Origin of the sequence: Bacillus sp. LBA3-1-1.1 (genome assembly GCF_040676495.1) — a bacterium.
Classification (GTDB): domain Bacteria; phylum Bacillota; class Bacilli; order Bacillales; family Bacillaceae_G; genus Bacillus_A; species Bacillus_A nitratireducens.
On sequence record NZ_JBEGIB010000010.1, the window covers coordinates 88274 to 106650 of the forward strand.

The following is an 18377-nucleotide window of genomic DNA, read 5'->3' on the forward strand; positions in this document are numbered from 1 at the left end:
ATATTACATGCAATACGCTCTCCTTTCGCTTGTACTTTCGCCTTCCTCATTAAAGGAATTTCAGCTCCTTCAACCTTGATACACGTATGCATTTCAATACAATATATTAAAATCCGTATAAATCGTTATTCTTAGTCGAAATTTTAAAAAAATATTGACACTTAAAATACCCTCATAGTATGATTTGGTTGTTGTAATTGATAACGATTTTCATTATCGTACATATTGCAAATAAAACATTTTATTTGGGGGCAGAAGATGAAGAAAATTATCAGTATTTTCATAGTAGTTCTTCTATTCGCTGTTGGATGTGGGCAGCAAAAAGAGGAGAAAAAAGAAACAAAAGCGGACAATAAAAATCAAGCTATAACAATTAAACACGCTGAAGGGGAAACGAAGTTAGATAAACCAGCGAAAAAAGTTGTTGTACTTGAGTGGGTATATTCAGAAGACTTATTAGCACTTGGTGTTCAGCCAGTAGGGATGGCAGACATTAAGAATTATAATAAATGGGTAAATACAGAAACAAAACCGAGTAAGGATGTTGTAGATGTTGGGACTCGTCAACAACCAAACTTAGAGGAAATCAGCCGTCTAAAACCAGATTTAATTATCACAGCTTCATTCCGTGGTAAAGCAATTAAAAACGAATTAGAGAAAATCGCTCCTACAGTTATGTTCGATCCATCAACAAGCAATAACGATCACTTTGCAGAAATGACAGAAACATTTAAACAAATTGCAAAAGCAGTTGGAAAGGAAGAAGAAGGTAAAAAAGTATTAGCTGATATGGATAAAACATTTGCAGATGCAAAAGCGAAAATTGACAAAGCTGGCTTAAAAGATAAAAACATCGCAATGGCACAAGCATTTACTGCTAAAAACGTGCCAACATTCCGTATCTTAACTGACAATTCTACAGCTTTACAAGTTACAAAAAAATTAGGTTTAACAAATACTTTTGAAGCAGGTAAATCAGAGGCAGATGGTTTCAAACAAACTACTGTAGAATCATTACAAAGTGTACAAGATTCGAACTTCATTTACATTGTAGCTGATGAAGATAATATTTTTGACACTCAACTAAAAGGTAACCCTGCTTGGGAAGAGTTAAAGTTCAAAAAAGAAAACAAAATGTATAAATTAAAAGGCGACACTTGGATTTTCGGTGGTCCTGAGTCTGCAAAATCTTTAGCAACACAAGTAGCTGATGTAATGACAGCGAAGAAGTGATTACACGATGAATAGCTTACAACATACACTTCGAGCAAGTCTTGTATTCGGAGGAGGAGCAGCTCTCTTGCTCCTCCTTTTCTTTATTCATATCGGACAAGGACAAGCAAATATTTCCTATAGTATGATTATCGATGCTCTTATCTCACCGAACCAATCGCTAGAGCATCAAACTTTAATCATGCTTCGATTACCTAGAGCTGTAATCGCCATTTTAGCTGGAGGGGCTCTTGCTGCATCTGGAGTCATTTTACAAACTTTAACGAAAAATCCACTTGCTGAAGCCAGTACAATGGGAATTCATTCTGGTGCATATTTCTTTCTAGTAACCGCTACTATTTTTTTACCGAAGGGGTTACAAATTAACTCTCTTCTTTTCACATTTATCGGTGGTGCAATTACTGCTTTATTTGTGTACCGTATTTCTGGCGGAAAAAAAGGCACTCCACTTCGTATGGCTTTAGCTGGTATGGTCGTTACATTAATGCTTTCAGCTTTTACTGGAACGATGCAACTTTTCTATGAAAATGAAACAGCAGGTTTGTTTTTATGGGGGGCTGGTTCCCTTATTCAAAATAACTGGAACGGTGTTCAATTCGCATTTCCATTCATTATTTTTTCTTTCCTAGTTTTACTATTCATGTCACGTAAGCTTAATGTCCTCTTACTCGGCGATGATATAGCTGTTTCACTTGGAGAGAAAACCGCAGTAACACGGTTTATTGCATTTATCGCCGCCATCTTTTTAACAGCAGTAATTGTAACTGTTGTTGGACCGATTGGGTTTGTCGGCTTAGTTGCACCACACTTAATGCGCCTTATTGGTTATCGGCAACACTTTACCCTCCTTCTCTCCTCTTTCTTATGGGGAGCAATATTATTACTAGGAGCAGACGTTGTTGGTAGATTAATAGATCCAACCGGTGCTGAACTTCCTGTCGGAGCAGTCACGGCAATGATTGGATCACCTTGGCTTATTTATTTAGTGTATCGAATGATGAAATCGAAACAATATATGAATGATAACGGAGCGAATACAGCTGGAGCTAGTTCCCGTTATTACTCTTATAAAAAAGTAATCATTATATCTATCGTGCTTTGTATTGTGACGATTTCTCTTGGTGTTACAATCGGTAGTAACGCTTATATCGAAAGCATTACAAATGCCATAACAGGACAATTAACACAATTTGATAAAAATATGATGATGAATCTTCGTTTACCAAGAATGCTCGTTGCCGCTATTGCTGGAGCATGCCTTGCGATAAGCGGACTTGTTTTCCAAGGTATATTACGAAATCCACTTGCCGATCCTTCTATTATTGGTATTTCATCGGGAGCAGGTGTTGGCGCTTTAACCATTATGTATGTCTTCCCTGCACTTCCTGGTTTCTTCCTACCAATTGGTGCATTTATTGGTGGACTACTTGCAGTTGGAATTGTCCTCTTCTTCTCATGGAAATCAGGATTTAGTCCAACAGCTCTTGCTTTAATAGGAATTGGCATTTCAGCGCTCGGCTCAGCGATTATTCAAATCTTTATCGTTAGGGCAAATTTGAATGTTGCTGCGGCCTTAACATGGTTGTCAGGCAGTACGTATGCAAGAGGATGGAATCACTTAGAAAATATCATTCTATATCCATCTCTTATTCTTATACCAATTATCTTTTTCTTAATGAAACAACTTGACGTTCTTGTACTTGGAGATGATTTAGCAACCGGACTCGGGCAGCCTGTAAATAAAACGCGTCTTGCTCTAATTGTGTTAGCGACACTACTTGCATCAATTAACATTACTGCTGTCGGTACAATTGCCTTTTTAGGTCTTGTTGCACCTCACTTAGCACGAATCGTCGTTGGTATGAATCATCAAAGACTATTCGTTTGTTCAGCACTGTTTGGAGCAATACTTCTTTCCATTGCTGATTTACTCGGACGAACGATTGCATATCCGAAAGAAATCCCTTCTGGTCTTGTCGTTGCTGTACTTGGAGCACCTTATTTCTTGTGGTTGATGAGGAAGAGTGGGAAGAAGGTTAGTTAAAAAGGAGGCTTCTTATATGAGAGGCCTCCTTTTTATATACTACATAAATTACTCTGATCTCACTAATTTCACAGATTCACTCCCCTCCATAAACTCATGATGTACAGTTAATGTGTTCTCCTCAAGTTTCAAATCAGCTTTCTGCTTTCTTTCTCCCACTAAAAATACAAGCTCTACAGAAATAATTCCTTTGTTCACACTTAATACCCGGAAATCCCCTATAGTAGTCCCTTTCCCAAAAATATTATGTTCCATAAATTCTCCGCCTGTTTTCTCACTATTAAATTCTATTTCCAAACCAACTGGTCTGTCTGTACTTTCTTGTGACATCCAAGATCCCTCTAGCTTTCTAATATCAGCCTCTTTTTTCTTTTCATTTTTTAATTTTTCCTCTTTTTTCTTTGCTTCTGCCTGTTGAGTTAGTATGTCATCGATTTGCGTACTCAGCTCTTTGGCCTGGTGATTTTCCGAAATCCATTGTTCATTTTGACCAGTATCATCAATAATTTTATTTACTATTACTTTAGCCTCTTCATACTTTTTATCATTCTTTAATTTCTCTGCCTTTTCCAATTGACCTATATATTTACTTTTTAACTCTTTATTCTCCATGAGCAAAGCTTTTTGCTCTTTCGCTTGATTTTGAAGAGTTGTAGAACCCTCTTTCATGTTTTCTACTTCTTGAAACAAATCTATTGCTTGTTCTATATTTCCACTCGATTTCTCTTTTATTGCACGTATCATCTTAGTAGTTTGTTCTTTTAATACTTTTGCTTCTTTATCATTCTTTTTCTCTTCTAATGCCAATTCAAATGATGCTTGTGCAGTGTCATATTCTTTACTCGCTAAAGCTAATTTCCCCTGATCCATTGCCTTTTTATAAGTCTCATTGCTACATCCTGCCATTAAAAATAGAATTATGATTCCTAAAATCAATCTTTTCATAATATCCCCCTTGATGCTGTAAAATCTATATACTAAATCAATATAATTCCATATATACTCAATAATATCATAAAATTTATATATAAACCTTTTAAATACCCTTATTAAAATATAAAGGAAACTAGCCATTTCTCCACGAACTTAATCTATGAACATAAGTAGGGGGGATAACAATAATGTACCAAACTATTGAAGGTTTTCTACAATCATGGACATACGAGGCTGAGTCTACTCAGAAGATGCTCGATGCATTAACCGATGAATCTTTATCACAAGAAATTGCACCTGGGCACTGGACTTTAGGGAGAGTCGCTTGGCATATCGTTACAGCACTTCCTGTTATGCTATCAGGGACAGGACTTAAGTTTGAAGGAGAAACGAAAGATTATCCTGTACCAACTTCAGCAAAAACAATTGCAGATGGGTATCGCAAAGTGAATACGGCTTTTATTGAAGCACTTCAAAGTGAGTGGACTGATGAAGACTTAGCTACTATTAATAACTTCTTTGGTCGTCCTATGCCGAATTCTATATTTTTAATGACACTTATTAATCATCAAAATCATCATCGCGGACAAATGACGGTTTTAATGCGACAAGCTGGCTTAACAGTCCCTGGCGTATATGGTCCTGCAAAAGAAGAATGGGCTGCTACTGGAATGGAAGCTCCCCAAATGTAACGACAGAAAAAGACAAGGTGTTTATGCACCTTGTCTTTTTCTGTAACTTGTTTCATGTGAAACTATTTTCTACTAAATGGTATTTTATGAGAAAATACGTTAAGATAAATTCATATTAATTGGAGGGAACTAAATTGAATACAAAAAACAAAAAAATAACAATAAGAACTCTCTTACTAACTTCTATCATTGGAGTTATCGGTGTATCTCTTTATTTCACAAGTTATGGTACCCCTTGGGGAAAACAAACAGCAATTGCTGAATCAAAAGAGTATATTACAAAATACTTTAATCTAGATGCAAAAGTCAAAAATACTTCTTACGATTCTAAAATGGATAGCTATGCAATCGCCTTTGAAACAATTGAAGATGGGGAGTTTACTATCGAATATAAAGGTCCTAATAACTTTAACATTTCTCCAGGAGTACAAGCGTATTTAAGCAAACACTCCAAATTTACAGAGTAGTAACGAAGCATACATATACAAAAAAGAGTTGGTGTAACGCCAACTCTTTTTCTTATTCTTGTCATACAGTTATATCTTCCTTCTCTATATTTTTAATTCCGTAATATGCAATTGCAACTCCAATTACAGCAAGTGCTAGTTGAAGGGGAAGAAAAGTTGCTGTAGAAAACATAGGAGTATTATTAATTGCAATTGATACAACAATCAGAGATGAAACGATTGTAGTTGGCACCGAACGTTTACGCATTCCGAAATATAGAGGGATTAAACTTATTCCCGCAGTTGCAATGGCTAAAGGAACAAGGTTTATCCCTTCTTGCTTCAATTGATCTATTGTGAATGAATTAGGAAGAATTGAAAAATAGCTATCTATCCCAAAGAAAACTCCTACTACTAAAATGTTAGATAAAATAACTGTTATAAATGTTACTATCGCTATAATGGCCAACTTACTACTCATCATTTTCCTCCGATTAATAGGATAAGAAAACATAAGTAGTATTGTTTTGTTTTTATATTCACTAATTATTAACCTTGCGATTAACACACTACCAAAAATAATAAATGTTGCTCTTACTAATGTACTAGCCGTTAACAACATCATCTGCGGATCCCTTATTTCCGGATCACCTTCTACTTGAGCAACGATGCTCGTAAAGATCATTAATGCCAGTATAGCGATATTTGCAATAATCGCTCCCCTTACATACCATCCGAGCTTAAACTTTTTCAATTCTAGCTTCATAAGACGTAGCATAATAGTCCTCCTTTCATTTACATTTTAATCGATATAAATCGCCCCTGTTTTACTTAAAATCTCCACTTTGTTTTTTGCATCACCAATAGCTCCTGCTTTTATCTTTTCTGTATTTTTATCTTTCTTAAGTCCTTTTACATTCACCATTACGTCAGACGAATTACTTTTAGCCGTAAGTTTCAAAGAAGTCGGAACACCTTTATACCGTACGCCAATATCTCCTGATTTTGTTTCTACAAATAACGATTTTCCTTCTGTCATATCTTTCAATAATACTTCACCGGATGTTGAAGTGATGTTCATATTTGAGTTACTTACATTTGTTATATAGTTATCACCAGTCGTAGACTTTATATTTAATTCTTGTACTGAACTATCTTTTACAGCTAACTCTCCACTTTGCGATATGAATTCACCTTTCTCCGCTGATAGTCCTACAACCATTTCATCTCCAGACTCACTTTTTGTCTCGATATTTTTCACTTCTATATCGCTTATTTTCACATCACCCGATTTATTATTTAATGTAATTTTATCTATTTCTTTCTTCGGAATAGCTATAGATATACTATTTTTCTTCCGAAACGTAAAACCATTAAAAAATTGGTTCACCTTTTGTTTTTGCTTAATCACAACTTTATTTCCTTCATGTTCTATTTCGACAGGATCTACCTCTTTATCTACTCGTTGACCTTGAGCGGAAATTACTATTTTATTAGCGTCTGTACTTTTAAATTCAACATCCCAGTTTTCATTGTCCACTTCTATTTCTTTTATATGATTTATCTCAAAAGACTTTTCTTTCTTAAAATCTTTCCCCTGAGATGTCTTAAATCCAAAAACCACACTAGCAATTGTCAGAAATAAAATTACAATTACTATTATTTTTTTCACCATGCATACCCCAGTTCGTTGTTGTTTTATGCTTTCTTCACGCTACATCGATCTTATCAATTTTACGATACGATAGATAACTAATAAAAATTCCTAATAAACAGAGTACAATTGGGATAAATATAAAATCATACATACTTACTTGACCGTTTCCAGGACCAACGTTACTGTTCACTAACATCCCAATTATTACTGCAGAAGTAATCGTTGTCGGTGCCGATTTCTTTCTCATCCCAAAAAATAAAGGAATTAAACTAATACCAGATATCATAAATGCACTTATAAAAGTAGCTGGAACGGTAGCTATTATTTCCCCCATCGTCATAGGTGTTTCAAACAGCTCCATCATTGGGTTCATAAAAAATATGAGCAAACTAATAGTGAAAGTAGCAATAATCATGCTCACAAAACAAAAACTAAAAACAATTGTTAATTTCGCTCTCATTAACTTTTTCCTTTGTAGTGGATACATAAACAATAGTTGCATTGTTTTATTCTTATACTCATCAATTACTAAACGTGATAAAATGACCGCACTAAAAATAAGAAATGTAATCCTAATAAATAGGTTTGCTAAAGTCATATATTTTGTGAAATCAGTGAGCGCCGCATCTCCTTCACCTTTTGCTCCCATCCCCATAAGACTTACTGCAGCAAAAATTGCTATAATACAAATGGCTACCCCTTTAAAGTAACTAGATAATTTATGTTTCTTCCATTCAAGTTTCATTAATTTAAACATATAAACCACACCTCCATTACTGACATAACTATCTCTATGCTACTAACATTCTAATTCCAGCAGTAACTACGCTGAACATTCCTATTACTATTAGAATTAACAACCATTTCCGCTCAGGTTTTCTATAATATAAAATCCCACTTATGAACATTACAATCAATCCACTTACTAGATTCACTAACAATCCATTAAGCATGAATGCCCTCTCCATCCATTACATTTAAGAAATACTCTTCTAAGGAACTATGTTTCTTATTAATACTTTCAATTTCTACATCGTTCATAATGAGTGCTTTTGAAATGGCTTGCTGAGACGCTGTCGTATCATACACACGAATCATATTTCCACTCATTATTTTGTAATTTTTTATACCGAGTTTATCTTCTAAAATATAAACTGCACGCTTCACATCAGGAACAGTAATTTCAATGTACTCTGTTTGTTTTCCGTTAATACTCTTCATTGAAACTTCTTTTATTAGTTTTCCATTTTGAATCATACCGATTGTATCTGCCATTAGTTCCATCTCGCCTAAAATATGACTAGAGACTAATAACGTAATACCATATTCTTTGCAAAGCATTTTAAATAAGTCTCTTAATTCTTTAATACCAATTGGATCTAAACCGTTAATTGGCTCATCTAAGATGAGTAATTCTGGCTTCGTCATAATCGCCCTTGCAATACCAAGTCTTTGCTTCATCCCTAATGAAAAATCTTTTACTTTTTTATCATCTATACCGTGCAGTTTCACTAAATGTAAAGCATGATCAATTGCGTTTTTATCGTAATACCCCATATATTCACAATGTAATTCTAGGTTTTCCTTCGCCGTTAATTTATCATAAAAGATTGGATATTCGATAATTGTCCCCATGCGCTTTAACAATTCATAAGATGTATCCGTTAACTTCTCACCAAAAATTTCAATATCACCGCTCGTCGGTTTTATTAAATTTGTGATCATTTTCATAATCGTTGTTTTACCTGCACCATTCGGTCCTAAGAAACCATATATCTCTCCCTTTTTCACATGCATGTTAACGCTAGAAATAACTTCTTTCCCTTTAAACACTTTCGTTAACTGATTCGTTTTTAATATATATGTCATGTCACTGTCTCCTTTCGCACTACCTTATACTTCTATAATAGACAACGGAAATCTCTTTTTTCTTACCCGTTCCTTACAAATTCCTTACGCTGAAAAAAAGCTTGTAGAATCTACTTCTCTACAAGCTAAAACAGCATCTTTTTTAATACAACTGTAAAAATTGTTTTTTCATACGGCTTACTAGAAAGATGTATTTCTCCGTCTATCGCTTCCACAAGCCTTTTCGTAATCGTTAACCCTAAACCACTCCCTTGGTACAATCTATTTCTGGAATCTTCAAGTGTGTACATACGCTCAAACACTTTATCAATATGAGATTCATCAATTCCTTTTCCTGTATCCCATACATCTATATACACACTCGTTTCATCATCTCTTAACGTCATACCAAGTGTCTTTCCATCGTCTCCATATGTAATCGCATTTGATATTAAATTATTCAATACCCTGCCTAATACTTCCACATTTCCAAGTGCATATATATTTCTTTCTGGTATATCAATATGAACTTGAAACCCTTTCGTCGTCACTAAATCATAAAAAGATAAAATCTTCTCGCGACAAACTTCATTCATATTTACTTTTGTCATCTCGATTGCTTTGTCACCAGATTCTAATTTTGCTAAATCAAAAAACTTATGAATCAGTTCCATTACTTCTAGTGTTTTCACATGCACCTTTTCAAGTAATATTTGCTGTTCTTCTTTGGTTATCGTTTTATCTTTATTTAACATTTCTGTATATCCAAGAATAACGGTTAGTGGCGTCTTTAAATCATGTGAAATATTTGAAAGCATTTTTCTCATCGAAATTTCTACTTTCGCATGATCTGCATTCGTTTTCTGTTTTGCATCTAATAAATGATTAATCGCCACTAATAACTTTTGCAATTCTAGATCATCTGTCATAATTAATAGCTTCTCACCAGTTTGTTCTTTTACAATTCGATTTAACTTCTCATACGTGTAGCGTAAATTCCTACTACTATTTTTCCTAATTTTATATTGCACGTAAATAACGATAAGCAATATAATAATCACCACTGTTAAAAATACAACCATACTACATCACTTCCAACTTATAGCCGATGCCCCATAATGTTTTAATATATTCTGGATTAGATGGATCACTTTCAATTTTCTCACGTAATCTTCTCATATGAACATTAATAACATTATCATCACCATAATATTCTTCATTCCAAACAAGCGTATATATTTGTGCTTTCGTAAAAACACGATTTTGATTCTTCACGAATAGCTTTAAAATCTCAAATTCTTTTAAAGTAAGTTTAAGCTGTCTTCCCTTTTTCTCCACAGTAAAATTAATTGGGTCAATTATTAAATCACCAATCTGAATGGCCTCATCTTTTGATTCCACAGCTGAATACTTTGTAGACCTCCGAATACCCGCTTTTACACGTGCAGCTAGTTCAATCATAGAAAACGGCTTACAAATGTAATCATCTGCTCCAAGTCCTAATCCAACAGCTTTATCAACATCTGTATCTTTTGCCGACATCATTAAAATCGGAATGGCACTTTTTTCTCGAATGATTCGCACAACCTCTAAGCCATCTAGCTTTGGCATCATAATATCGAGGATAATCAAATCAAATGAACCTTTTAAATATGTGTTCACGCCTTCTTGTCCATCAGATGCGATTGTAACTTGAAAACCTTCTTTTACTAAATATGTTTCAACCATCTCTTGAATTGAGATGTCATCTTCAACTAATAAAATATGATGTGACATATTTCTATCCCCTTTTTTACAAACATTAACATTTTAATTGTATCGTAACGAAGGAATGCTGGAAAGAATTATATGAATTTTCAAACCAACTTCCCTTCCTTCCTTAACAATGATATGATAAAATTCACTACTATTGTTCATAATTAACTTTATATAAAGGAGACTTATCATGTCAGAAAACAAAAAAGTAAGCTTAGCTGATTTAATGCGCGAACAACTTGCAAAGAAAAAGCAAGGAAATGGAAATGGTTCAAATAATACAAATCAAAGCCAAGCAACAAAAAAATTACAAAACCAACAAACGAAGAAAACAAACAACCAACGTAGACGTACAGGTGTGTAAATGAACGGACAAAAACGATCTAACATTTCATCAGGTCTTGAAGTTGATATTGTATTAAAACAAGATCAACGTACAGGCAAGCTAACAAGAGGAATTGTAAAAGATATTCTAACTAACTCCCCCTCTCATCCGCACGGTATTAAAGTACGATTGCAGGATGGGCAAGTTGGCAGAGTGCAAAATATCGTTCAATAAGAAAAGGAGCTCATTTAAACTTGAGCTCCTTTTTCTTTATTAACCTTTAATTTTCTCGATGAAAACTACTTTTAAATAGTCTCCCTCTTTAAACTGATCAATTGTACGGAAATCTTCTGGTAAAGAATGTTCTTCTAATATTTTATATTTGCCATTCATTTCTTTAAATGCTGTATCGATAAAACCTTTAAACTTTTTCATATCGAACGCGCTACAATTTGTAGAAGCAACGATAATACCGTTATTTTCTGTAATCGCGATTGTTTCTTTTAATAAGTTTTTATAGTCTTTCGCTGCGCTAAATGTATATTTTTTAGAGCGTGCAAAACTTGGAGGATCAAGTACCACCATATCAAATTTCATCTTTTTCTTAGCTGCATATTTGAAATATAGAAATACATCTTCTACAATAATGTCTTGTGCTTCGTAATCAATTTCATTTACACTGAACTGCTCAATCGTTTTACTTAAACTACGATTGGCAAGGTCAACACTTGTTGTTTTACTTGCGCCGCCAAGTGCTGCAAATACAGAGAACGCTCCTGTATAAGAGAACATATTTAAAACAGTTCTTCCTTGTGCATATTTATCACGAATTTGTTTTCGAACGTTACGCTGATCTAAAAATACACCAACCATCGCCCCGTCATTTAAATATACAGCAAAGTTTACACCGTTTTCTTTTACGATAAGTGGGAACTCACCGCGCTCTCCTGCTACAAAATCATCATCTTCAATGTATTTCCCTTTCGTATCAAAACGCTTTTTCTCATAGATACCTTTAAAGTTCGCTACTTTTTGAAGTGCTTCTACGATTTCATCGCGGAAAGTATAAATCCCTTCACTATACCAACTTATTACGTAATAACCGTCATAATAATCGATGATTAAACCACCAAGGCCATCACCTTCACCATTTAGGACACGAAAAGCTGTTGTATCATTTGATTTATAAAAATGTTTTCGTTTATGTAAAGCAGATTTGATTTTACTTTCAAAGAAAGGTTGATTAATTTGCTCTTTCTCTTTTCTTGTTAAAATCCAGCCATATCCTTTATTTTGTCTTCCATAATAGCCTTTTCCGATGAATTGGTTCTTCTCATCTACTACTTTGATGATTGTCCCTTCTTCACGTACATCATTTAAATTTTGAATAGCATCTTTTAAAATAAGTGGATATCCACTTTTAATTTCTTTTATAAATTTCGGTTTTATTTTTATAGTTACTTCAGATCGCATGTAATGTCTTCCTTTCCATTTGAATGCTTTCTAATTAGTAGGAAGCATATAAAAAAACAAGGCTAAAAAACAGCCTCGTTTCACTATACCATATTATTGCTTTGCTAGTACAACTAGCTCATTCTCTCACTTAACCGCCACATATTTACTACATTTTGAAACGGGAATCTTACTGTCCAAAATAATAAAAAAACTTATTTGTTTCACATTTACCATTGACAATGATAATGATTTTCATTATCATTTAATGTATATGAGTTCTCGAAAATAAAGGCTACATTTATAGGAGGAATAAAACATGATTATTGTTACAAACACAGCTAAAATTACAAAGGGAAATGGACATAAATTAATTGAGCGTTTTAATAAAGTAGGTCAAGTCGAAACGATGCCAGGCTTTTTAGGATTAGAAGTTCTTTTAACGCAAAATACAGTTGATTATGATGAAGTAACAATTAGCACACGCTGGAATGCAAAAGAAGATTTCCAGGGTTGGACGAAGAGCTCAGCATTTAAAGATGCTCACTCACATCAAGGCGGAATGCCAGAATATATTCTTGATAATAAAATCACTTACTACAATGTTGAAGTTGTACGTATGCCAATGGCTGCAGCACAGTAAACATATTTCTTTTTTAAAGTATAGAATATGAGAAGCGTTACCACTTCTCATATTCTATACTTTTTTTACTGTCTCTTTACTAGTTTCGCATGCACGACTAACCTTCCTGCTTCCGGATCAAGTGCATAGTCACACGTCGAAAGTGTTACGATTTGATCACTTGCTGTCAATTTTGTATCCGTTTTGTACAGAGATTTTTCTTGAATTTTCTCCAAAAATGATGTGTATTCCGTATCATTGCTAAAATCCGTTTCAATGTAATAAAAATCAGTTGTTGTTGTATACACCGAGAACACTTCAAGATCATATCCTTCAAATAATGTATCGTAATATAATTTACGATGCGACATGAAGAACTCTTCATCTAACATTTTCTTTAAACTTCCAAACATAGAACCATCTTTCATACGGTGACCATATAAAATAGTATTTCGATTTTGAGATTTCACATCATTACGATAGTCCATAAAAATGCTGCCTGCTCTCATATCTTCACCTTTATAATTACGAAATAAATAGTAATCATTGTCTTTCGCCTGAACGATTGGATAATTAATTTGTGTATCGTCCATCGTAATCCATCCAACTATTTCTTGGTTAATTTGCTGCAGAGCTTTGAACTGTTTACGTACTTCCCCTTCTTGTGATTGCTCTTCCATCGGACTCTTTTCATAAATGTTTTGTGCTTCGGCCATTACTTTACGATTTTCATAGTAATCCATGAAAATATCACCTAATTCATATACTGAATAGAAAAAGGTACCTAAAAAAACAACTGTAAGTATTCGTTGAAAAAAAGAATTCTTCTTCCGTTCTTTTTTACTACTCAAATTATCACCTCAAAACGGATTGTTCGCATATTTAAATACCCATTGGGACCATATACAACCCTGTATCTTCATCTTGCTTTACAACGACATCTACACCGTATATCGTCTTTATCATACTTTCTGTCACAACATCATTCGGCTTACCTTTCGTAACAATTTCGCCGTCTTTCATAACGATGATATGATCACTATAGCGAATCGCCTGATTGATATCATGTAATACCATAACGATCGTCAATCCATGTACTTCATTTAACTCTTTTACTAGCTCTAATATTTCAAGTTGATAATAAATATCTAAATATGTTGTCGGTTCATCTAAAAAGAGCATTGGTGTTTTCTGAGCTAACGTCATGGCAATCCAAACCCGTTGTCTTTCTCCCCCAGATAAAGCGTGAATCTCTTTATCACGTTTACTTAGCAAATTCGTACATGCTAAAGCCCTTTCGATTGCTTCTCTATCTTCATCAGTTTGCGAGGAAAAAATATTTTTATGAGGCATACGACCATAACTTGTTAATTTCTCTACCGTCATGTCTGCCGGTGCTTCATTTTGTTGATGGACAACGGCTAACTTTCTAGCAAACTCTTTCGGTTTATATTGACTAATCACCTTCCCATCGAGTATTATCTCTCCGCTACGAGGGTCGTGATTTCTTGACATCACGCCAAGTAATGTCGATTTCCCGCAACCGTTTGGACCAATAATTGTTGTAATTTTACCAATTTCTATTTCACTACTAACCGACTTTAATCGATCCGTTACATTATCATACGAAAAGGTTACATTTTTAATTTCCATGAACTTTATCACTCTTTCTAAGCAAGAATATTAAGAATGGGCCACCAATCACTGCCATAATCGTCGCTGCTGGAATTTCGTTAGGTGGCACAATTAACCTTCCAATCGTATCCGCCGTCAAAATTAATAACGCTCCTGCAAGAGCAGAAAATGGAATTAATACTTTATGATCCGAACCGACTAGTTGTCTTGAAATGTGCGGAACGAGTAATCCTACGAAAGCAATAACACCTGCAATTGCTGTTGATACTGCTGCTAAAAGTACTGCAATAGCAGAAATAATAAGACGAACTCTCGTCACGTGCAAACCTAAGTTTTTCGCAGTCTTATCTTGTAGCGATAATAAGTTACACCAAGCTCCTACAAACAGAGCAAGAATAAGACCAATTGTTCCATATGTAACCATTATTTCTACATCGCCCCACGTCTTCATCGTTATGTTAGAAGTCGTCGTTTGCTTAATACTCTTAATGAAGTATCCGCAAATCGTAATGAACGATTCATTTAATCCAGTGAACATTGCATTAATAGCTATACCAACTAAAATAATGCGAAGCGGACTTAACCCTGACTTCCATGAAAATGCATAAACGAGATAACATGCAAACGCACCACCTAAAAAGGCGAATACTGGTGTCCAGAAAAAGAATTGCGGGAATAGCGTAATAATAACAAGTGTCATAAAACTTGCTCCAGAAGATATCCCGATTACCCCAGCATCAGCAAGTGGATTTTTCATAACAGCTTGAAAAAGCACACCTGAAACGGCCAGAGCTGCTCCAGTAAATAGTGCAATAATAATACGTGGGAAACGTAAATCTTTAATCACTTCAACATCTTCATTCCCCCCTGTAAATATCCCTTGCACAAGCTCAACAATACCTATTTCTAAACTCCCTTTCATCGCTGACAATGATGTCATAACAATAAGCAATGCAGTAACAATGAGGAAACTCCAAGTTTTTTTATTCATTCCACTCTTCCTTTATATTAAAATGCATCACGGATACATCATTTTTTTCAATTCATCTAACGCTTCAATTGCTGCTAAATTACCTGTCGTCCCAAATAAGCGCTCTTCTAAATCGTAAACACGGTTATTTTTAACTGCAGCGAAATGTTTCCAAATATCATTTGTTTTAAATTCTTTATCAAACATTTTCACAACTTCATCAGGCATACCATGAGCTGCTCGTAAAATAATATCTGGATCAGCTTTTTTTAAATACTCTGTATTAGAAGCTAAATACTCTACTTGTTCACCTTGCACAATATTTTTACCACCTAGTTGTTTCACTAAATCTCCAATATAAGAATGCTCTGTTGCTACTAAATAACTCCCTGGTACACCTAATAAAATAAGCACTGTCGGTTCTTTCTTTCCCTTTACTGCTTTTTTAATTTCTGCAACCTTGTTATCTAACTTCGTTACAACTGCTTCAGCCTGCTTTTCACGTCCATATTGCTTACCTAAATCGCTAATGGAATTTTGCATATTTTTCAAGCTTGTTAAATCTAAAAAGTTTGCTTTCGTGCCCACACCATCAAAAACTGGCTTTAATTCATATTCAAGTGTTGTCACGGATAATACTTCTGACGGCTTTAATGATTTTACCTTTTCCATATCAGGACTCATCGGATTCCCGACTTCAGGTAAACCTTTATATCTCTTTGGTAAATCTTTCGTACTTGTTGGAACACCAACTAAATCTACTTCTAACGCATCCATAATTTCAGTAACAGCAACTGTCGTTGCAACAATTCTCTCTTTACTCTCACTCTTTACCTGTTTTGCTGCTTCTTTTTTGGGCGCCGAGCATCCAGCTATACTCACTAATAGAATGATAGCCATTAGTACACTAGCAATTTTCTTCACTCTCAATCACCACTCCTTTCCAAACAATATGAAACAAGTCTTGATGCATGCGAACATGCATCAAGACTCCAAAAATTACAATCTTCCTGCTCTATATTTACGAACTAGTAAAGCAAGTGACCCAAGCAATAGCACCATGTATAAACCTAGTTGTGCTGTATCTGCCGTTTTTGAGTTTTTCTCTTTTTTCGAATCATTTTTTTGATCTTCTTTTTTCTTCTTATCATCTGCATTTCGGTTAAAATCAGGATTATCTACTTTTTTTACATTATCTACTTTCGGTGTAATCACTGGATTGTTCGGATCATTGTTCGGATCTTTTTTTGGATCCTCTTTAATCGTTCCTAACGCACCAATATTTTTTGTATCAAATTGAATTTGGACATCGTAGAAATGATGGTAGTTCATTTCGTCGATATCAACTTTTACTTTTGCATTTAATTTTGCAAATAAATCACTTACTTCAAATTGCACTACTCTCGTATTTGCATTTTTATCTTCGCTTACTACTTTCGCATCAGCAAAAAGACTGTTATTTTCCGTTTGGAATTTTGTAATCCATGCACTATTTTTCAACGTCATCTCAATGTACTTTTTACCATCTTTAACGATTAATTTTGCTGGATGTACAGTATAGTCATGCATCTTTGAAAGCTCATTTGTTTTATCTTTTAACACTTTAAATGGAATATCATATTGACCATCCACTAAATTTTTTGGATCAACTATTACTTTTGGTTGATTATTTTCGCCTTGATTGTCGTTTCCACCTTGGTTATCGTTTCCGCCTTGGTTGTCGTTTCCGCCTTGGTTGTCATTTCCAACTTGGTTGTCGTTTCCGCCTTGGTTACCTAAAACTTTTATACTACCTTGATCAAATACAAATTGAACATCGTAGAAATGGTGATAATTCATCGCATCAATATCTACTTTTACTTTTGCGTTTAATTTTTTAGATAAATCATCTACTTCTAACTCTACTACTTTTGTATTTTGCTCTTTATTCTCACTTAATACTTTTGCATTAACAAAAGAACTATTCTTCTCAAACTCAAACTTTGTAATCCATGCACTATTCGTTAATGTAAACGATACATACTTCTTACCATCTTTCACTTTTAGTACAGCTGGACTCTTTGTATATGTGTTCATCATTGAGATTTCTTCTGTTTTATCTTTTAGAACTTTAAAGCCAATGCTGTATTCACCATCTTTAAGGGCTTTTGGATCAATGGTTGTGTTGTTACCTTGGTTATTGTTCCCGCCTTGGTTGTTGTTTCCGCCTTGGTTATCGTTTCCGCCTTGGTTGTCGTTTCCGCCTTGGTTGTTGTTTCCGCCTTGGTTATCGTTTCCACCTTGGTTGTCGTTTCCACCTTGGTTGTCTAACGGTTTAATGCTACCTTTATCAAATACAAATTGAATGTCATAGAAATGGTGATAATTCATTGAATCGATATCTACTTTTACTTTTGCATTTAATTTTTTCGATAAATCTGCTACTTCCACTTCGACTACACGTGTATCAGCTTTCGTATCTTCACTTAATACATTCGCATCAACAAACGAACCATTTTTATCAAATTCAAACTTTGTAATCCAAGCGCTATTCGTTAACGTAAATGATACATACTTCTTACCATCTTTTACTTTTAACACACCTGGACTTTTTGTATATGTGTTCATCATTGATATTTCATCTGTTTGATCTTTTAATGTTTTAAAATTGATGCTGTATTCGCCGTCTTTCATTGTGTCAGCATCTGGATTCTTGTTTCCATCTGGCTTTTCTACTTCTGGTTTCTCTACTTCTGGTTTCTCTACTTCTGGTTTCTCTACTTCTG

The 18377-nt window shown here is 34.5% G+C and carries 21 protein-coding genes; 7 read left to right on the forward strand and 14 right to left on the reverse strand.

What is annotated here, in order from left to right; genetic code table 11:
* The first annotated feature begins 258 nt into the window (after positions 1-258).
* Together MRBLBA3_RS10365 and fhuB are read left to right on the forward strand one after the other, a co-directional pair.
* Entirely contained in the window at positions 259-1233 is a 975-nt protein-coding gene (locus tag MRBLBA3_RS10365; protein ID WP_363381133.1) for an ABC transporter substrate-binding protein, read from the forward strand.
* Between the two features lie 7 nt (positions 1234-1240).
* A complete protein-coding gene (gene fhuB / locus MRBLBA3_RS10370) occupies positions 1241-3277 on the forward strand; it encodes a Fe(3+)-hydroxamate ABC transporter permease FhuB (protein WP_363381136.1) in 2037 nt (678 codons plus the stop codon).
* 48 nt (positions 3278-3325) lie between these two features.
* Here the strand turns inward: fhuB and MRBLBA3_RS10375 are convergent, their stop codons facing one another.
* Entirely contained in the window at positions 3326-4222 is an 897-nt protein-coding gene (locus tag MRBLBA3_RS10375) for a hypothetical protein (RefSeq protein WP_044737664.1), read from the reverse strand.
* Positions 4223-4398: 176 nt separating this feature from the next.
* Between MRBLBA3_RS10375 and MRBLBA3_RS10380 the strand changes: the two genes are divergently transcribed.
* Together MRBLBA3_RS10380 and MRBLBA3_RS10385 are read left to right on the forward strand one after the other, a co-directional pair.
* Entirely contained in the window at positions 4399-4902 is a 504-nt protein-coding gene (locus MRBLBA3_RS10380) for a DinB family protein (protein ID WP_044737621.1), read from the forward strand.
* A 134-nt stretch (positions 4903-5036) separates the two neighbouring features.
* Positions 5037-5369, forward strand: coding sequence for a hypothetical protein (locus MRBLBA3_RS10385; RefSeq protein ID WP_044737620.1), 333 nt, complete (start codon positions 5037-5039; stop codon positions 5367-5369).
* Between the two features lie 61 nt (positions 5370-5430).
* Here the strand turns inward: MRBLBA3_RS10385 and MRBLBA3_RS10390 are convergent, their stop codons facing one another.
* The 7 genes from MRBLBA3_RS10390 to MRBLBA3_RS10420 form a co-directional block, all read right to left on the reverse strand.
* Positions 5431-6126 carry an ABC transporter permease gene (locus MRBLBA3_RS10390; protein ID WP_044737619.1) on the reverse strand — a complete coding sequence of 232 codons (696 nt, stop codon included), beginning with the start codon at positions 6124-6126 and terminating at the stop codon, positions 5431-5433.
* 24 nt (positions 6127-6150) lie between these two features.
* Positions 6151-7023 (reverse strand): DUF4097 family beta strand repeat-containing protein, encoded by an 873-nt coding sequence (locus MRBLBA3_RS10395; protein ID WP_044737618.1) that lies wholly within the window; start codon positions 7021-7023, stop codon positions 6151-6153.
* Between the two features lie 34 nt (positions 7024-7057).
* Entirely contained in the window at positions 7058-7762 is a 705-nt protein-coding gene (locus MRBLBA3_RS10400; protein WP_044737617.1) for an ABC transporter permease, read from the reverse strand.
* A 34-nt stretch (positions 7763-7796) separates the two neighbouring features.
* Positions 7797-7958 carry a hypothetical protein gene (locus MRBLBA3_RS10405; protein ID WP_212088104.1) on the reverse strand — a complete coding sequence of 54 codons (162 nt, stop codon included), beginning with the start codon at positions 7956-7958 and terminating at the stop codon, positions 7797-7799.
* Entirely contained in the window at positions 7951-8874 is a 924-nt protein-coding gene (locus tag MRBLBA3_RS10410) for an ABC transporter ATP-binding protein (protein ID WP_044737616.1), read from the reverse strand. Before MRBLBA3_RS10410 ends, MRBLBA3_RS10405 begins: the two co-directional genes overlap by 8 nt.
* Positions 8875-8999: 125 nt before the next feature.
* Positions 9000-9935, reverse strand: a complete 936-nt coding sequence (locus MRBLBA3_RS10415; protein WP_044737615.1) for a HAMP domain-containing histidine kinase — start codon at positions 9933-9935, stop codon at positions 9000-9002.
* A gap of 1 nt (position 9936) precedes the next feature.
* On the reverse strand, positions 9937-10629 hold the full coding sequence (locus tag MRBLBA3_RS10420; protein WP_044737614.1) for a response regulator transcription factor: 693 nt from the start codon (positions 10627-10629) through the stop codon (positions 9937-9939).
* A 169-nt stretch (positions 10630-10798) separates the two neighbouring features.
* Here MRBLBA3_RS10420 and MRBLBA3_RS10425 point away from each other — a divergent pair, with 169 nt between their 5' ends.
* Together MRBLBA3_RS10425 and MRBLBA3_RS10430 are read left to right on the forward strand one after the other, a co-directional pair.
* Positions 10799-10972 (forward strand): hypothetical protein, encoded by a 174-nt coding sequence (locus tag MRBLBA3_RS10425; protein WP_001293584.1) that lies wholly within the window; start codon positions 10799-10801, stop codon positions 10970-10972.
* Positions 10973-11167: a YwbE family protein gene (locus MRBLBA3_RS10430; RefSeq protein WP_001014316.1), complete on the forward strand. Its 195-nt coding sequence runs from the start codon at positions 10973-10975 to the stop codon at positions 11165-11167. It abuts the gene before it with no gap.
* A 39-nt stretch (positions 11168-11206) separates the two neighbouring features.
* On the opposite strand, the gene MRBLBA3_RS10435 is transcribed toward MRBLBA3_RS10430, so the two are convergent.
* Entirely contained in the window at positions 11207-12406 is a 1200-nt protein-coding gene (locus tag MRBLBA3_RS10435) for a class I SAM-dependent rRNA methyltransferase (protein WP_001255949.1), read from the reverse strand.
* Positions 12407-12704: 298 nt separating this feature from the next.
* On the opposite strand from MRBLBA3_RS10435, the gene isdG reads away from it, so the two are divergent.
* Positions 12705-13028, forward strand: a complete 324-nt coding sequence (gene isdG / locus MRBLBA3_RS10440) for a heme oxygenase (protein ID WP_000587825.1) — start codon at positions 12705-12707, stop codon at positions 13026-13028.
* 65 nt (positions 13029-13093) lie between these two features.
* On the opposite strand, the gene srtB is transcribed toward isdG, so the two are convergent.
* The 5 genes from srtB to MRBLBA3_RS10465 all read right to left on the reverse strand — a co-directional run.
* A complete protein-coding gene (gene srtB / locus MRBLBA3_RS10445) occupies positions 13094-13858 on the reverse strand; it encodes a class B sortase (RefSeq protein ID WP_212088106.1) in 765 nt (254 codons plus the stop codon).
* A 31-nt stretch (positions 13859-13889) separates the two neighbouring features.
* Positions 13890-14660, reverse strand: a complete 771-nt coding sequence (locus tag MRBLBA3_RS10450) for an ABC transporter ATP-binding protein (protein WP_044737611.1) — start codon at positions 14658-14660, stop codon at positions 13890-13892.
* Entirely contained in the window at positions 14650-15633 is a 984-nt protein-coding gene (locus tag MRBLBA3_RS10455; protein WP_001036828.1) for a FecCD family ABC transporter permease, read from the reverse strand. Before MRBLBA3_RS10455 ends, MRBLBA3_RS10450 begins: the two co-directional genes overlap by 11 nt.
* Before the next feature lie 27 nt (positions 15634-15660).
* Positions 15661-16542 carry a heme ABC transporter substrate-binding protein IsdE gene (gene isdE / locus MRBLBA3_RS10460; protein ID WP_044737610.1) on the reverse strand — a complete coding sequence of 294 codons (882 nt, stop codon included), beginning with the start codon at positions 16540-16542 and terminating at the stop codon, positions 15661-15663.
* Positions 16543-16611: 69 nt separating this feature from the next.
* A partial coding sequence (locus MRBLBA3_RS10465) for an NEAT domain-containing protein (protein WP_363381143.1) occupies positions 16612-18377 on the reverse strand: 1766 nt, incomplete at its 5' end.

Bases quoted from the DNA above. Each gene is read 5' to 3' on its own strand.
- MRBLBA3_RS10415 (WP_044737615.1), bottom strand. From the start codon at position 9,935: ATGGTTGTATTTTTAACAGTGGTGATTATTATATTGCTTATCGTTATT.
- MRBLBA3_RS10455 (WP_001036828.1), bottom strand. From the start codon at position 15,633: ATGAATAAAAAAACTTGGAGTTTCCTCATTGTTACTGCATTGCTTATT.
- MRBLBA3_RS10380 (WP_044737621.1), top strand. From the start codon at position 4,399: ATGTACCAAACTATTGAAGGTTTTCTACAATCATGGACATACGAGGCT.
- isdG (WP_000587825.1), top strand. From the start codon at position 12,705: ATGATTATTGTTACAAACACAGCTAAAATTACAAAGGGAAATGGACAT.
- MRBLBA3_RS10435 (WP_001255949.1), bottom strand. From the start codon at position 12,406: ATGCGATCTGAAGTAACTATAAAAATAAAACCGAAATTTATAAAAGAA.
- fhuB (WP_363381136.1), top strand. From the start codon at position 1,241: ATGAATAGCTTACAACATACACTTCGAGCAAGTCTTGTATTCGGAGGA.
- MRBLBA3_RS10375 (WP_044737664.1), bottom strand. From the start codon at position 4,222: ATGAAAAGATTGATTTTAGGAATCATAATTCTATTTTTAATGGCAGGA.
- MRBLBA3_RS10425 (WP_001293584.1), top strand. From the start codon at position 10,799: ATGTCAGAAAACAAAAAAGTAAGCTTAGCTGATTTAATGCGCGAACAA.
- MRBLBA3_RS10450 (WP_044737611.1), bottom strand. From the start codon at position 14,660: ATGGAAATTAAAAATGTAACCTTTTCGTATGATAATGTAACGGATCGA.
- MRBLBA3_RS10430 (WP_001014316.1), top strand. From the start codon at position 10,973: ATGAACGGACAAAAACGATCTAACATTTCATCAGGTCTTGAAGTTGAT.
- MRBLBA3_RS10365 (WP_363381133.1), top strand. From the start codon at position 259: ATGAAGAAAATTATCAGTATTTTCATAGTAGTTCTTCTATTCGCTGTT.
- MRBLBA3_RS10400 (WP_044737617.1), bottom strand. From the start codon at position 7,762: ATGTTTAAATTAATGAAACTTGAATGGAAGAAACATAAATTATCTAGT.
- MRBLBA3_RS10405 (WP_212088104.1), bottom strand. From the start codon at position 7,958: ATGCTTAATGGATTGTTAGTGAATCTAGTAAGTGGATTGATTGTAATG.
- MRBLBA3_RS10395 (WP_044737618.1), bottom strand. From the start codon at position 7,023: ATGGTGAAAAAAATAATAGTAATTGTAATTTTATTTCTGACAATTGCT.
- MRBLBA3_RS10410 (WP_044737616.1), bottom strand. From the start codon at position 8,874: ATGACATATATATTAAAAACGAATCAGTTAACGAAAGTGTTTAAAGGG.
- MRBLBA3_RS10390 (WP_044737619.1), bottom strand. From the start codon at position 6,126: ATGCTACGTCTTATGAAGCTAGAATTGAAAAAGTTTAAGCTCGGATGG.
- MRBLBA3_RS10420 (WP_044737614.1), bottom strand. From the start codon at position 10,629: ATGTCACATCATATTTTATTAGTTGAAGATGACATCTCAATTCAAGAG.